The 14,669-nt window shown below is 37.1% G+C and carries 13 protein-coding genes; all 13 read right to left on the reverse strand.

The window, feature by feature from the left end:
- Positions 1-60: 60 nt before the first annotated feature.
- Positions 61-267 carry a YlzJ-like family protein gene (locus tag BLE01S_RS08085; protein ID WP_066139511.1) on the reverse strand — a complete coding sequence of 69 codons (207 nt, stop codon included), beginning with the start codon at positions 265-267 and terminating at the stop codon, positions 61-63.
- Positions 264-1,022, reverse strand: a complete 759-nt coding sequence (locus BLE01S_RS08090; RefSeq protein WP_066139514.1) for a ClpP family protease — start codon at positions 1,020-1,022, stop codon at positions 264-266. Before BLE01S_RS08090 ends, BLE01S_RS08085 begins: the two co-directional genes overlap by 4 nt.
- Before the next feature lie 110 nt (positions 1,023-1,132).
- Complete coding sequence (locus tag BLE01S_RS08095) at positions 1,133-2,803, reverse strand: ribonuclease J (protein ID WP_066139515.1); 1,671 nt, start codon at positions 2,801-2,803, stop codon at positions 1,133-1,135.
- Positions 2,804-3,210: 407 nt separating this feature from the next.
- Positions 3,211-4,089 carry a 4-hydroxy-tetrahydrodipicolinate synthase gene (gene dapA / locus BLE01S_RS08100; RefSeq protein ID WP_066139517.1) on the reverse strand — a complete coding sequence of 293 codons (879 nt, stop codon included), beginning with the start codon at positions 4,087-4,089 and terminating at the stop codon, positions 3,211-3,213.
- A 32-nt stretch (positions 4,090-4,121) separates the two neighbouring features.
- Positions 4,122-5,342, reverse strand: a complete 1,221-nt coding sequence (gene dapG / locus BLE01S_RS08105) for an aspartate kinase (protein WP_066139520.1) — start codon at positions 5,340-5,342, stop codon at positions 4,122-4,124.
- A gap of 30 nt (positions 5,343-5,372) precedes the next feature.
- Complete coding sequence (asd, locus tag BLE01S_RS08110; protein ID WP_066139523.1) at positions 5,373-6,428, reverse strand: aspartate-semialdehyde dehydrogenase; 1,056 nt, start codon at positions 6,426-6,428, stop codon at positions 5,373-5,375.
- Positions 6,429-6,601: 173 nt separating this feature from the next.
- Positions 6,602-7,195 carry a dipicolinate synthase subunit B gene (locus BLE01S_RS08115; RefSeq protein WP_066139526.1) on the reverse strand — a complete coding sequence of 198 codons (594 nt, stop codon included), beginning with the start codon at positions 7,193-7,195 and terminating at the stop codon, positions 6,602-6,604.
- Positions 7,192-8,094, reverse strand: coding sequence for a dipicolinic acid synthetase subunit A (gene dpaA, locus BLE01S_RS08120; protein WP_066139529.1), 903 nt, complete (start codon positions 8,092-8,094; stop codon positions 7,192-7,194). The genes BLE01S_RS08115 and dpaA overlap by 4 nt, the downstream gene beginning before the upstream one ends.
- A gap of 169 nt (positions 8,095-8,263) precedes the next feature.
- Complete coding sequence (locus tag BLE01S_RS08125; RefSeq protein ID WP_066139532.1) at positions 8,264-8,518, reverse strand: YlmC/YmxH family sporulation protein; 255 nt, start codon at positions 8,516-8,518, stop codon at positions 8,264-8,266.
- Positions 8,519-9,267: 749 nt separating this feature from the next.
- Positions 9,268-10,506 (reverse strand): M16 family metallopeptidase, encoded by a 1,239-nt coding sequence (locus BLE01S_RS08130; protein ID WP_066139538.1) that lies wholly within the window; start codon positions 10,504-10,506, stop codon positions 9,268-9,270.
- Positions 10,507-10,565: 59 nt separating this feature from the next.
- The gene (locus BLE01S_RS08135) at positions 10,566-11,561 is read right to left on the reverse strand and encodes a polysaccharide deacetylase family protein (protein WP_066139541.1); all 996 of its coding nucleotides are present in this window, start codon (positions 11,559-11,561) and stop codon (positions 10,566-10,568) included.
- 358 nt (positions 11,562-11,919) lie between these two features.
- Entirely contained in the window at positions 11,920-14,037 is a 2,118-nt protein-coding gene (pnp, locus tag BLE01S_RS08140; protein ID WP_066139544.1) for a polyribonucleotide nucleotidyltransferase, read from the reverse strand.
- 317 nt (positions 14,038-14,354) lie between these two features.
- On the reverse strand, positions 14,355-14,624 hold the full coding sequence (gene rpsO, locus BLE01S_RS08145; protein ID WP_066139547.1) for a 30S ribosomal protein S15: 270 nt from the start codon (positions 14,622-14,624) through the stop codon (positions 14,355-14,357).
- Between the last annotated feature and the right edge of the window lie 45 nt (positions 14,625-14,669).

Consider the following 14,669-nt stretch of genomic DNA (forward strand, 5'->3'; position numbering starts at 1 on the left):
ATGTTACCTTTTCACTGTTTAATCTTAGTATTAGTCTTTTACGAAAAGATCATGATCTTTTTATATAGGTATATATGATCCAGGATGCAATTCACTGTTTAAATAATCTGCTGGATCACTACTCATAATCCTTACTATTTTATACATATTACCTCTCTGCTCAACAACCATTGGTACACCATTTCGGGTTAATGAAACCTGATCAGAAAAACTTTCCAATTGTTCTGGAAAAATAAGCTCTGGTGGTATAATCGTGTGATGAATCATTGAATGATCTCCTCCTCATCAGTATGTTTGGATTGTAATTCAATCAATTCTTTTAATTTCGCAAGTGCCCTACCTAAACCGCCTACTTCATCAATCAGGCCGGACGTTACAGCGTCTTCGCCAATAACATTTGTTCCTATATCTCTGGTTAAGTTTCCTTTGGCAAACATTAAATCCTTAAAAGTCTCTTCGGAAATGCGGGAATTTTTTGTAACAAATTTTACTACACGTTCTTGCATTTTATCCATATATTCAAATGACTGTGGAACCCCAATAACCAGACCAGTTAACCGAATCGGGTGGATCGTCATTGTTGCGGTCTCAGCGATAAAGGAATAGGAACAGGAGACAGCTATTGGCACACCGATAGAATGGCCACCACCTAATACAATTGAAACGCTTGGTTTAGAAAGGGTAGAAATCATTTCTGAAATAGCAAGACCAGCTTCAACATCTCCACCAACTGTATTAAGTACTACTAGTAAACCTTCTATTTTTGGATTTTGTTCAATTGCAACGAGCTGTGGAATGATATGCTCGTATTTCGTTGTTTTATTTTGTGGTGGTAATTGCATATGACCTTCTATTTGCCCAATAATTGTTAAACAATGGATGTTCGCATCAGCAGAGAGCTGGGGTACATTCGTTTGACCAAGTTGTTGAATTTTATCAAGAATCCCAGACGGTTTTTCTTCTGTTTCTTCATTTGGTTGACTGTCCATACGCTGTTCAGAAGTCTGTTTATTTTTCATCATATCCTCCTGCTTTTATCAATTGATGCTTATAGTATGAACGTAAGTAATCGTTTCATACAAAAAGAAGAGATGCAATTGTTGCAAGCATCTCTTCTTTCTTTGTACTAACATTAAACTTCCATAATAATCGGTAGAATCATCGGTCTTCTCTTCGTTCTTTCATATAAGAACTGATTAAGCTTATCGCGAATATCTTGTTTAATGCTTGACCAATCGAAAGCATCAGCAGAGACAGCATCTTCTACAATTTTTTGTACTATGTTTGCTGACTCGTCGATTAATCGCTCTGACTCTCGCACATAAACAAATCCACGAGAGATGATTTCAGGACCAGAAGCAATTTTACGGTTCTTTTTATCCAGAGTAACCACAACGGTAAATATTCCATCTTGAGATAATAGCTTACGGTCACGAAGAACAATATTACCAACGTCACCCACACCAATGCCATCAATAAGTACATTCCCGGCAGATACACGATTCCCAGCACTCATCTTACCGTTTTTATATTCGATTACTTCTCCCTTACCAGGAATAAAAATTTGATCTTTTGTCATACCAATCTCTTGTGCTAGTTTAGAGTGAGAGAAAAGCATTCTATATTCCCCTTGAATAGGAATAAAATACTTAGGTTTCATTAAGTTTAACATTAACTTCAGATCTTCCTGACTTCCGTGACCTGAAACATGAACTTTGCTTTTCATTGAATTAACGATGGCACCAGCTCTGTATAGCAGATCTACCGTTTTAGCCATTGCTGTTTCTAATCCAACTGAAGGTGTTGAAGTAATAAGGACTGTGTCCCCTTCCTTTATAGAAACTTCTTTATGATTTTTTCTAGCCATTTTTTTCAATGCTTCTAAAGGCTCGCCCATTGTCCCCGTAGAAATGATTACAATTTGTTGGTCATCATATTTAGTAATTTGTTTAATTGGAATGATCAATTCTTTATCTTCTATTGTGATATAACCTAATTTAATTGCTATTTCAAAACCACGTTCCATGCTTTTTCCAACGACTGCGACTTTTCTGCCATTTTCAGCGGCAGCATCTAAAGTCTGTTGCATTCTAATAAAATTCGATGCAAAACAAGCGACAATAATTCTTCCTGGTGCAGCATAAAATGCATTTGACATTTCTCTAGCGACTACTGATTCTGATGTTGAAAAGCCAGGATGTTCTGCTTCTGTACTATCAGATAGTAAGCATAGAACGCCAGCATCTCCAATATTAGCCATTTTCCCTAGCTCTGATTGATACAAACCTGTAGAAGCTTGGTCAAATTTAAAATCCCCTGTGTGTACGATTCTTCCTTCTGAAGTATGAATGCATACGCCTAGTGAATCTGGAATACTATGTGTCGTATGGAAGAATGAAATAGTCACACCTTCAAATCTTAATTTAGAATTCGATTTAATTGTATTGAATTGTACATCTATTTTCGTACCATTTTCTTTCATTCTTTCTCTAGCCAAGGCAATCGTCAATCTTGAGCCATAAACTGGAGCTTTGATTTTCTGAAGAATATAAGGTAATGCCCCAATTGCATCTTCATGTCCGTGTGTCAAGAATATTCCTTTAATTCGATCTTTTTGTTCTTCCAACCAAGTTGTGTCGGGGATTACGATATCAATGCCTAGCATTTCGTTTTCTGGGAACATCAGTCCAGCATCGATGATAAAAATCTCCGAGTCAACCTCGATGACGTACATGTTCTTCCCAATTTCCCCCACCCCTCCAAGTGGAATTATTTTAATTATTTCATTTTGTATTTTGGCCAAATTATTTCTTCCTCCCTTATTATATTCCCGATCTGCATCAGTTAATCTTCATTATACTTGAATGTGAAATCTCTCTTCAACCATTAGCCTACAAGAAAAAAAAAAGGCGCTCGTTTAGGGTCGACAAGCATAAGACAAGATCGCGAGAGCTCCGGCTGTTTTAATCTCTATCTCTTAGCACTTGTAACTAGACAATTTAAAAAAGAAGAAAGCGCCCTTAAAGCGATCTACAAACTAAGCCCACAGATAAGGTCCGTCGACATTGCCACAGAGTGTTGCGCTATTAATCGAGGAACAGATGAACTTGAAGTTTACTTGCCGCAGGGCGCTACTTCTTTTTCTCTTAAAATAAAGCTGATTCCATAATCGGAATCAGCTTTATTCTGCTTGACTAATTCATTACGTCTTTATGATTTTATAGATTCTATCAATGCCGACAAATCAGATCTTTCTTGTTCAGTAAGTGGAACGAGTGGAAGTCTAACTGAACCAACATCCAAGCCACTCAGTTGTAAAGCTGTTTTAACAGGCGTAGGACTAGGTGCCTGGAATAACCCTCTTATTAGAGGTAATAACTTTCTATGAAGAGAAGCAGCTTCTTGATGATCGCCCTGTTCAAATAAACGAATCATTTCCTGAAGCTCTGGTCCTATTACATGACTAGCAACAGAAACGACACCATGCCCACCAATTGCCATAACTGGTAATGCAAGCCCATCATCTCCACTATAAAGCATGAAATCATCATCTGTTTGAGAAATGATTTCAGCCATTGCATTCAAATCTCCACTCGCTTCTTTTGCAGCTACGATATTATCAACTTTAGCGAGTTTGATCATTGTTTCTGGCAAAATATTAACTGCGGATCTGCCTGGTATATTATAAACCATTACAGGTAATGTTGTTTCCTTAGCGATTGAATAAAAGTGCTCATATAATCCAGTTTGATTAGGTTTACTATAATACGGCGCCACTAGCATAACACCATCTACGCCTATTTCTTCTGCTTGTTTTGTTAATTCAATTGAAGCATACGTATTATTGCTACCTGTTCCAGCGATGACCGGCACTCGACCATCAACAACTTTTAAAACATGACGAAATAAAGCAGTTTTTTCTTCATTAGATAATGTAGGCGATTCGCCTGTTGTTCCAGCCACGACTAATGAGTCAGTGCCATTATTAATTAAATGGTTGACGAGTTTCGTCGTTTTAGGAAAATCAATATTTCCTTTATTATCAAAAGGAGTGACCATTGCAGTTGATACACGGCCAAAATGAACCATTCCTTACACCTCAATCCTATCTATCTTTCATATTAAATTTGTTCTTCTTGAAGTTGAAATACATCATGTAGTGCATTAACAGCTTCCACTAATTCTTCTCCACTTACAAGTACCCATATTGTAGTATGACTATCGGCCGATTGCAGAATACGGATATCCTTCTCCGAGAGTGCAGTCACTATTTTAGCAGTGACTCCAGGCACACCAGCAATACCTGCTCCTACAACGGAAACTTTCGCACAATTTTCTTCAACTGAAGGAACATAGCCACGCTTTTTTAGAATAGCAATAGCACGTTCTGATGCAGAAGCAGCGACGGTATATAATACCCCATTTGGAGAAATATTAATAAAATCGACGCTTATGCTTTCAGTGGCCATCGCTTTAAAAACATCGGCTTGAAGATCATATTGACCTTCTTTGGCTGTCACTTTTATTTGAGAAACATTCGGGACATAAGCAATTCCAGTTACAAGACGTTCACGAATATTTGCCCCTTGTTGTTTATTTAATGATGTAACAAGCGTACCAGGTGAATCTGAATAAGTAGATCTAATTCTAATTGGTATTTTTGCTTGCATGGCAATTTCTACAGCTCTTGGGTGGATTACTTTTGCGCCTTGATAAGCCATATTGCACACTTCATTATAAGTAACGACCTCTAATGGACGAGCTTTATCAACGATTCGCGGATCGGCTGTCATCATACCATTAACATCAGTAAATATATCAATCCACTCTGCGTTTACTGCAGCGCCAAGCGCAGCAGCAGTCGTGTCACTACCGCCCCTGCCAATCGTTGTTATATCACCATTTTGTGCTGCTCCTTGGAAGCCGGCAACGACTACTACATCATTGTGTTCTAATTCACGCAAAAGACGGTTACATTTCATTTCTAATATCTTTGCATTTGTATGATCGTCATTTGTGACAAAACCCGCTTGAGCTCCAGTCATTGCCGTTGCTTTAATTCCTTTTTCTATTAAAGAATGGGTGAAAACGACACTTGAAATCGTTTCTCCGCAAGATAAAAGCATATCCTGTTCTCTATTATTTAATCCAGTACTTTGCCCACCAACGAGCGATAATAAAGTATCGGTCGCATACGGATCGCCTTGTCTTCCCATTGCAGATACAACAACTATTGCTTTGTATCCTAGTTCAATCGCCCTTTGAATATGATTCATTGCATGTTGTCTTGTTTCAGCATTTTGAACAGAAGTTCCACCAAACTTTTGGACGATTAATTTCATATCAACACCTCATCTTAACCATTAACAAATTTACTTTTCAGTAACAACTTTTAATTTAATTAGGCTCTCTGCAATTTGGATTGTATTTAATGCTGCACCTTTAATTAAATTATCGGAAACAATCCACATATGAAACCCTGTATCTTCATCTAAATCTTTACGTATTCTACCAATAAAAACATCTTCTTTCCCAGCAGCCATTGCTGGCATCGGATAAAGTTGGTTTTCAGGTTCATCTTGAACGGTAAGTCCAGGAGCAACAGATAAAATCTGTTGAATATCTGTAACTTTTACATCATTTCTATCCAATTCAATATAAACTGATTCTGAATGACCCGTTTCTACTGGAAGTCTGACGCAAGTTGCTGCAACTTTGAGCTCAGGCATTTCCATGATTTTTTTCGTTTCATTAATCATTTTCATTTCTTCTAGTGTATATCCATTAGCAGCAAACTGATCTATTTGTGGAATAACATTAAAAGCAATTTGATAATGTTTATCTGCACCGCCGACTGGCAAAATTTCTGGAGAGAATTCTTGCTCATTTAAAATAGCAGTAGCTTGGTCCTTCATCTCATTGATAGCAGCAGCTCCAGCTCCAGATACAGCTTGATATGTGGAAACGATCACTTTTTTCAAACCATACTCTTGTCTAATTGGTTCAAGCGCTGCAACCATTTGTATCGTAGAACAATTGGGATTCGCAATAATTCCATTATGTTTTAAAATTGCTTCTTCATTTACTTCTGGTACAACTAGTGGAACTTCCGGATCCATTCTGAATGCGCTCGTGTTATCGACTACAATCGCTCCGCGTTTTACAGCTTCAGGCGCAAATTTTTCAGAAATACTACCACCTGCACTAAATAAAGCTATATCCACACCTTCAAAAGCTTCTGGAACAGCTTCTTGCACAGTTATTTTTTGACCTTTAAATTCTATTTCCGTTCCTGCCGAGCGGGCAGATGATAACAACGTTAATTTTTTTATCGGAAAATCTCTATTCTCCAATGTTTTCAAAATCTGCTGTCCGACTGCACCTGTTGCACCCATAACAGCTAGATGGTATCCTGGTAAATTTGACATATAGATTTCCCCTTCCAATCCAACACTGACTTTCCGACGTTGATATTTGAATTTCATTAATAATTATTATATTATCACATTTGATCACACTATCGTTATTATTTTAGCAAAAATCGCTCGAATACACTATTAATACACATAGTTTTCATATATACATCGACATTTAAATCCAGTTATTGTCTATAACGCTCGATGATGACAGGCTGGTATTGCTTATTACTTAATGCAGCAATCACTGTTTCCGATAGATAATCCATCTGTGCTACCATCGAAGTCGGTTTCAAATGAATATCATCTTGACCAAATGGAATAAAATATATATTTTTAGCAGCCATTAATTTCATTAAATTAATTCCATTTAATCCAAGGGCGTCATTCGTTGATATACCTAAAACAACTGGCTTACTGTTTCTTAAAGTAGCTTTAGCTGCCATTAGTACTGGAGAATCAGTTAAAGCGTTAGCAAATTTACTCATTGAATTACCTGTAAGTGGTGCGATAACCATACAGTCCAATGGTTCTTTCGGACCTAGTGGCTCTGCATCCACTATACTTGCAATTACTTTGCGCCCGGTTATCTTTTCAATCTTCTCCAACCATTCAAGACCTTCTCCAAACCTTGTATTCGTATTAGCTAAAGTGTACGTTACTACTGGAACAACTTCGGCACCTAATTGCACCAACTTTTCAACTTCAGGCAACACAGCATCGTATGTGCAGTGGGATCCAGTCATGCCAAAACCGATTTTTTTTCCAGATAAACTCATTTTTCTTTCCCCTTTCCTTTATCAAAGTCATCACCAAGTAGCTGTGACAAAACATTTGCCAGTATTCTACCGGCTGTTTTAGGTGCAACGATGCCTGGTAACCCTGGTGCTAGCAATGCTTTAGTGCCCCGTCTTTCCGCGTAACGGAAATCCGTCCCGCCTGGCTTAGAAGCTAAATCAATAATTAATGCATCTAAAGGCATTTTCGCTATAACCCCTGCATTCAAAATTGGATGGGGGATTGTATTTATACAAATATCGATATCTTTTATTTCATCATGTAAATTTTCTAAATGAAAAGGTTTAAGACCCATTTCTGTTACCCTCGCAAGATGTTCGCTTTTACGGGCACCTACTTTAACTTGGGCTCCTAAGAGAGAGAATACCCTTGCAACTGTCATTCCGACTCTTCCTAGCCCTAACACAGCCACTTTTGATTGGTGGATCGTAATATCCGTATTTTGAATGGCCATCATAATAGTTCCTTCCACTGTTGGTATTGAATTATAAATGGCCACATCGTCTCTTTCGAAAAGTTGAATTAATTTACGATTTGCGTTATTGGAAATTTGATTCAGATAACTGTTACTTATCCCAGAATAAATCGTACAGTGTGAAGGAGTTTGTTGAAGCATTTGCTCTGTCAAGATTACTTTTTCGTTTGAAAAAATTGTTTCCAATTCACCCTCCAGGCTTGTTCCAGGTACAGGAAGAATTAAGGCGTCCATTTTCGAAAAATCTAATTCCTTAATTTTCTCTTTGGATGTTCCTAAAACTAAGGGATCCAATTGTTCAAATCCAATTAAATATAGCCTAGCATCTAACTCAGTCAATTTTCTGATGATTTCAAGCTGTCTTGCATCTCCACCTAGAATAGCTATTTGCATATCTGTTAACATCAAATTTCTTCACCTTCTTTTTATACATACTAGAAAACTACCGCACAATCAGTGTATGACCACAAGAATAAGGCTGTGCATAAATAAAAACAAAAGCCACTCTGCCAAATTGGGGATTCCCCCTTTGAAGAGTGACTTTTGTTTTCTATTTCAGAACTAAAACGAGCGATTATCTATAATTCTTTTCTTCATTTTTCTCTGGCACTTCCAGAATGATCATATCCGTACCTATTGTCCTTATAAAGTGCCAAGGTACGATGATTTCATCTCCACCTTTTCTCATCCATTTACCTGAAGGAATAATCAAATGATTAATTTCCCCTGTGCGGCTATTAATTTCTAAGTCTGTCTGCCCTAAAATTCCCAATCTTTCCGCTTTTCGATAGTCTACTATCTCTTTTCCCCCAAGTTCACTCAGACGCATATTCATCCTCCTTTTGCCTGTATTAGTTATATATAAGTAACTTGGCCTACATTTAGAATAAGAAAAGCGCAAAGTATCTGTTAAGTGTTGTACAGACTAGGCTTCCATGAAGCAAATCTGGACCACTGAAAAAAATGATGTGGAATACTGTTATTTCCGCTTCGGGAGGGCGTGCCGTGAGCCGCTTGATCCCCTTGGGGTCGCCAGCTTAGGCCTCAATCAACTTGGTTTTCTTTTTCACAAAAATGTTTTGTTCCCTTCATAAACGTAGTTAAATTTTTAACCTTCTGAGAAATCTACATGACAAATAAACCTAACGAATATTTTTCGCAAGGGCCTTTGTCTATAATGAATTTTCTTCTTATGAATTGCCTTTAGCTAATTCGTAAGAAGACGTGTTGAATAAGGTGAAATGTCACTTTCAGGAACTTATTCACACATGCGATTACTGCAACCTTATGATGCTTACTTTGAGGTTGCTTTTTTTATTAATCATAATGATCCACTATCGTATTTTTAATTATTGCACGTAGTGAAATCATTGCCATTACCATGGATTAATGAATTTTCCTCAAACTTTCATTTCCCCTTTTCTGTAACTTTCCGGATTTGGTATCCTTGAGTTTCGATTCCAGCGTCCGCACGATTTTCATTCACTATATCCATTGTGAAATAAAAAAACTGTAGACGGCTCGTATTTTCGTTGTCTACAGTCGGAGACCCTATCTTTATAAAGGAGGGAAATATATTTAATTCATTCGATCTGGCAGTCTGTTATCTGGACTAATCAATGCTACGGAATATTTATCGGTAAATATTCCGTTTGTGATTGCACTTACACTATCTATTGTCACTTTGTCAATCTCTTCAATAATTTGATCTAAAGTCCGATGTTTACCCAATATTAATTCATTTTTCCCATTTCGGCTCATTCTACTATTCGTGCTTTCCAGACTGAGCATTAGATTTCCTTTTAATTGTTCTTTGCTGTTTACGAGTTCTTTTTTAGTAATTCCGTTATCTTTTAAAACTTCCAATGTGTTTTGGATTGTCTCATACAATTCATTCATTTGATTCGACCCTGTTCCACCGTAAATAGTAACTAGACCACTGTCCTTAAACGAGGAATGATAAGAGAAAACGGAATAAGCTAACCCTTTTTCCTCACGTACTTCTTGAAAAAGGCGTGATGACATGCTACCGCCAAAGATATTATTCATTACGATTAAATCATATACATCATCATGCCCAATAGGTAAACCTTCAAAACCAATACATAAATGCGCCTGTTCAATTTCTTTTTGTTTCACTGCGTCATTTGCTTGAAATATCGGTTTTGTATTAGTTTGTGGTTTATTTCCTCTCTCAAATGAGCCAAAATAACGTTCAATTTCTTTGATAAAGGACTCTTTTACATTTCCGGCAATGGAAATTACAATGTTTTCCGGCACATACATATTGTGTACATATTCCTTTAATAACTCACTTGTAAAAGATTGCAAGCTTGCTTCAGTACCCAAAATTGGATACCCAAGCGGATGATTTTTATATACAGCATTACTGAGCAAGTCATGAATAATATCATCTGGTGTGTCTTCATACATTTTAATTTCTTCTAACACCACATTTTTCTCTTTATTCAGTTCTTCGCTATCAAAAGTAGAGTTAAAAAACATATCTGCTAAAATTTCCAATGCAAATGGAGCATGGTTATCAAGCACTTTTGCGTAATAGCAAGTATATTCTTTTGATGTAAAAGCATTCACTTGACCACCAATAGAATCGAATGATTCTGCAATCTCTCTAGCATTACGCGTTTCTGTTCCCTTAAAGTACATATGCTCTAAAAAATGCGATATACCATTATTTTTTTCATTTTCATCACTTGAACCTGTTCCCACCCATATTCCAATTGCTACAGAACGGACTGTTGGAATTTCTTCTAATACGATTCTTACACCGTTTTGACATGTATGTTTCTTTATCATTAAAAATCCTCCTGTTCATGGTGCCAAAAGCTCTAGTTTGTATCCATGAATTCTTAATATTATTGCTCGTTCTTTAATCGTTTATGTTTATTATTTTGCAATTTAACAATTCTTTCTTCATCTAATAATCTCGAAACGGTGCCGATCCGTAGATTTTTTGTTTTCAACTCAATGATGAGGTCCCCAAGCGCTTTTGAAGATGCATCCGTAGGATGCATTAAAATCATGGCTCCAGGATGCACTTTTGATAATACACGTTGTTTTAATTCTTCAGGCGAAGGATTATTCCAATCTATGGTATCTACCGTCCACATCACGGTTCGTTGATTTAGAGAGTGTGCAATTTGTATTGTTTCTTCGCGATAACTTCCACGCGGAGGACTAAACCAAGTCACCTTTTTCTCTGTGATCGCTTCGATTATTTCATTTGTTTTTACTATTTCGGTTTTTGTTTCTGCATTTCCTAAGAGCTCCATATTCGGATGACTATAAGATTGATTGCCAAGTTCATGGCCATTGTCGACAATTAATTTTGTTAAATCAGGATTTTTTTTAACCCATCTACCTTCAAGGAAAAAAGTTGCTTGAACATTATTCTTTTCCAATGTTTCAAGCATATCAGGCAAATACTCATTTCCCCAAGCTACATTGATTAAAAAGCTGACCATTGGCTTATCTGGATGTCCTCGAAAGATTGGAGATGGTGGTAAATCCTCTAAATGTACATCTGGAGTGATTTGAACGAATACTAATTTCCGCTTATCAAACTGCTTATCTTTTTTCATTATTTTAAAAGATGATTTCACATCTACTTCCATACCATTATAGCCAGGAGTAGCTTTCCAGACACTATCAATTTTTGCATTCTGAGGAGGGATATAATATTTTTCTGCAGCTTGTTCAATTTCCTCGTATAATTCATCATATTTTGCACTTACATATATTTCGTTATTTTTCAAACTGGATAAATACGTACCTGTATAAGGGTTATAAATAACCAACAATAATAGGATACCAACCATGCCAATTCCTAGCAAGTTTTTTGTATGCCTCATATACGCGCTCCTCCTTCAGCATTAATTTATGCTGAGAAAGAACAAGAAATACGTAAGTATCGTTAAACGACGAACAAACTGGGATCGCTTAATGCGAATCCTTGACACTACTACCCAATGTGGAACCGGCCTTACTTATAGGATACACAGTAAGTGTTGACGTCTAGACGACCGATGTTTCTTACTATAGGAAGAATCTTGGAGTTTACTACTAGTCACTGGGCATGAACAACCTTAGAACCGTTATGTCCGCTAGGCCAGTGGCATACATCTTGAAAGTCAAGGCTAAATTTCAAATATATTCTAGAATTTTCCCCTTGCAAAAAAGCCAGGTTTCCCTGGCTTTTCTTTTTTTTATTTATTTCTGTTGTTCTTTTTCTTTTTGTTCCTTTAAAACGGCTTTTCTTGAGATATTCACTCTGCCTTGGTTGTCGATTTCAATTACTTTAACCAGTAATTCGTCACCAATTGCTACTACATCTTCTACCTTATTCACTCTTTCTTCAGCAAGTTGTGAAATGTGTACAAGACCATCTTTTCCAGGGAAAAGTTCAACGAAAGCACCAAATTTTTCAATGCGCTTTACTTTACCTAAATACATTTGGCCAATTTCGACTTCACGTACAATATCTTCAATAATTTTCTTCGCTTTTTCATTCATTTCATCATCAGCTGATGCAATAAATACTTTACCATCTTGTTCAATATCAATTTTCACGCCAGTTTCTTCAATGATTTTATTAATTTGTTTACCGCTTGGCCCAATAACATCTCTGATTTTATCAGGATTAATATTCATTGTTAGGATTTTTGGCGCGTACTGTGATAAGCGTTTGTTTGGCTCGTCTATCGTTTGAAGCATGGAATCAAGAATATGCATCCGACCATGTTTTGCTTGAGTCATTGCTTCTTCAAGAATTTCTCGAGAAAGACCAGCTATTTTAATATCCATTTGTAGAGCGGTAATTCCATTTGCTGTTCCCGCTACTTTAAAGTCCATATCACCCAAATGGTCTTCCATGCCTTGAATATCAGTTAGAATTGTATAATGTTCACCTGTTTTTACTAGACCCATTGCAATACCTGCTACTGGAGCTTTGATTGGAACACCTGCATCCATCATTGCTAAAGTACTTGCACAAATACTTGCTTGTGAAGATGAACCATTTGATTCCAATACTTCTGAAACAAGTCTAATTGTATAAGGAAAATCTACCTCATTTGGGATTACTGGCTCTAATGCACGTTCTCCAAGTGCACCATGACCAATTTCACGACGACCTGGTCCACGGATTGGCCCTGTTTCACCGACACTAAAATGTGGGAAATTATAATGGTGCATGAAACGCTTCGTCTCTTCAATCCCCAGTCCATCAAGAATTTGTACATCCCCTAATGCACCAAGTGTACAAATACTCAAAGCTTGTGTTTGACCACGGGTAAATAATCCTGAACCATGTGTTCTGGCCAATAATCTAACTTGAGAAGCGAGTGGACGGATTTCATCTGGTTTACGTCCATCTGGTCGGATCTTTTCAACCGTAATTAATCGGCGCACTTCTTCCTTCACTAAATTACCCAAGATCTGTTTTACTTCTTTAATTGTTTCCTCATCGATATCTTCTCGCTCTGAAAATTCAGCAATTACTCGTTCGTTTACACTTTGAATTGCTTCTTCGCGCGCATGCTTTTCTTCTACTTGAATTGCTTCAACAAGGCTTTCTTCACACATGCTACGCACTTCAGCATCAAGTTCCTCATTTACTTCAAATAGTTCTATTTCTCTTTTAGGTTTCGCGATTTGCTCAACAATCTCTTCTTGGAATGCAATTAAACGTTTTATTTCGTCATGTCCAAACATAATGGCTTCAAGCATTGTTTCTTCCGATACCTCTTTAGCCCCTGCCTCTACCATATTTATAGCATCTTTTGTTCCCGCTACAATCAGATCAATATCGCTATTTTCCATTTGTTCAACAGAAGGATTAATGATAAAGTTTCCATCTATTCTACCAACAGCAACTCCTGCTATCGGTCCTTCAAATGGGATATCAGAGATACTTAATGCTAGAGATGAGCCGAACATAGCAGCCATTTCTGAAGAACAATCTTGATCTACACTCATTACAACGCTGACAACTTGTACTGCGTTTCTGAAGCCATCTGCAAATAATGGTCTGATTGGACGGTCGATTAATCGACTAGCAAGAATTGCTTTCTCACTTGGACGCCCTTCTCTTTTAATAAAACCCCCAGGGATTTTACCTACTGCATATAAACGCTCTTCATAGTTAACTGTTAACGGAAAGAAATCTACTGATTTCGCTTCCTTAGATGCTGTTACAGCACAAAGAACAGCTGTATCACCATATCTAACAAGTGCTGCTCCATTTGCTTGCTTTGCTAATTGACCGACTTCTACTGTTAGCTTACGTCCAGCCCAGTCGATGCTGAATATTTTTTTCTCTTGCTCCATATAAAAAACGCCTCTCTTTCATGGACGGAAAACATTTTTACCGTCATACATAATTTATTTTAGGTTTGTCGATAACATAATTGCCTACTACACACTGAACATTAGACATAAATATGATTTTACTCCTTAACAACTAATCCTTAAATTCATATGCATGTCCAATGTTCAGTTCTGTCATGTTTTAAATGACAGTCCTTAGCAGTATAGCCGCAGTCGGCAATTATGAAACCATTAATTTTCATCTCGTCTCTACATCTGTGTTTAACCTAACAAAAAAGCGGGAATAATCCCGCTTTTTTTTATTGGTTCCATACAAATTAACGACGGAGACCAAGGCTGTTAATCAATTCACGATAACGTTGTACGTCATTGTTTCGTAGATAAGTCAAAAGATTACGACGTCGACCTACCATTTTCATCAAACCACGTCTTGAATGATGGTCTTTTTTGTGCGTACGCAAATGTTCATTCAGCTTATTAATATCTGCTGTTAGAACTGCAATTTGCACTTCTGGAGACCCAGTATCATTTTCATGAATCTTATATTGGTTGATGATTTCGTTTTTTTGTTCTTGAGAAATCGCCATCCTGTTTCACCTCCTGTTTTTACAATCCCCTGTTACCTAGCAATC

Origin of the sequence: Lederbergia lenta NBRC 16444 (assembly GCF_001591545.1) — a bacterium.
GTDB classification, from domain to species: Bacteria; Bacillota; Bacilli; order Bacillales; family Bacillaceae_C; genus Lederbergia; species Lederbergia lenta.

Coding starts and splice junctions, on each gene's coding strand:
- dpaA (WP_066139529.1), bottom strand. CDS start 8,094: ATGTTAACAGATATGCAAATAGCTATTCTAGGTGGAGATGCAAGACAG.
- dapA (WP_066139517.1), bottom strand. CDS start 4,089: ATGGTTCATTTTGGCCGTGTATCAACTGCAATGGTCACTCCTTTTGAT.
- BLE01S_RS08125 (WP_066139532.1), bottom strand. CDS start 8,518: ATGCGTCTGAGTGAACTTGGGGGAAAAGAGATAGTAGACTATCGAAAA.
- dapG (WP_066139520.1), bottom strand. CDS start 5,342: ATGAAATTAATCGTCCAAAAGTTTGGTGGAACTTCTGTTCAAAATGCT.
- rpsO (WP_066139547.1), bottom strand. CDS start 14,624: ATGGCGATTTCTCAAGAACAAAAAAACGAAATCATCAACCAATATAAG.
- BLE01S_RS08090 (WP_066139514.1), bottom strand. CDS start 1,022: ATGATGAAAAATAAACAGACTTCTGAACAGCGTATGGACAGTCAACCA.
- BLE01S_RS08130 (WP_066139538.1), bottom strand. CDS start 10,506: ATGATAAAGAAACATACATGTCAAAACGGTGTAAGAATCGTATTAGAA.
- BLE01S_RS08135 (WP_066139541.1), bottom strand. CDS start 11,561: ATGAGGCATACAAAAAACTTGCTAGGAATTGGCATGGTTGGTATCCTA.
- asd (WP_066139523.1), bottom strand. CDS start 6,428: ATGTCAAATTTACCAGGATACCATCTAGCTGTTATGGGTGCAACAGGT.
- BLE01S_RS08085 (WP_066139511.1), bottom strand. CDS start 267: ATGATTCATCACACGATTATACCACCAGAGCTTATTTTTCCAGAACAA.
- BLE01S_RS08115 (WP_066139526.1), bottom strand. CDS start 7,195: ATGAGTTTATCTGGAAAAAAAATCGGTTTTGGCATGACTGGATCCCAC.
- pnp (WP_066139544.1), bottom strand. CDS start 14,037: ATGGAGCAAGAGAAAAAAATATTCAGCATCGACTGGGCTGGACGTAAG.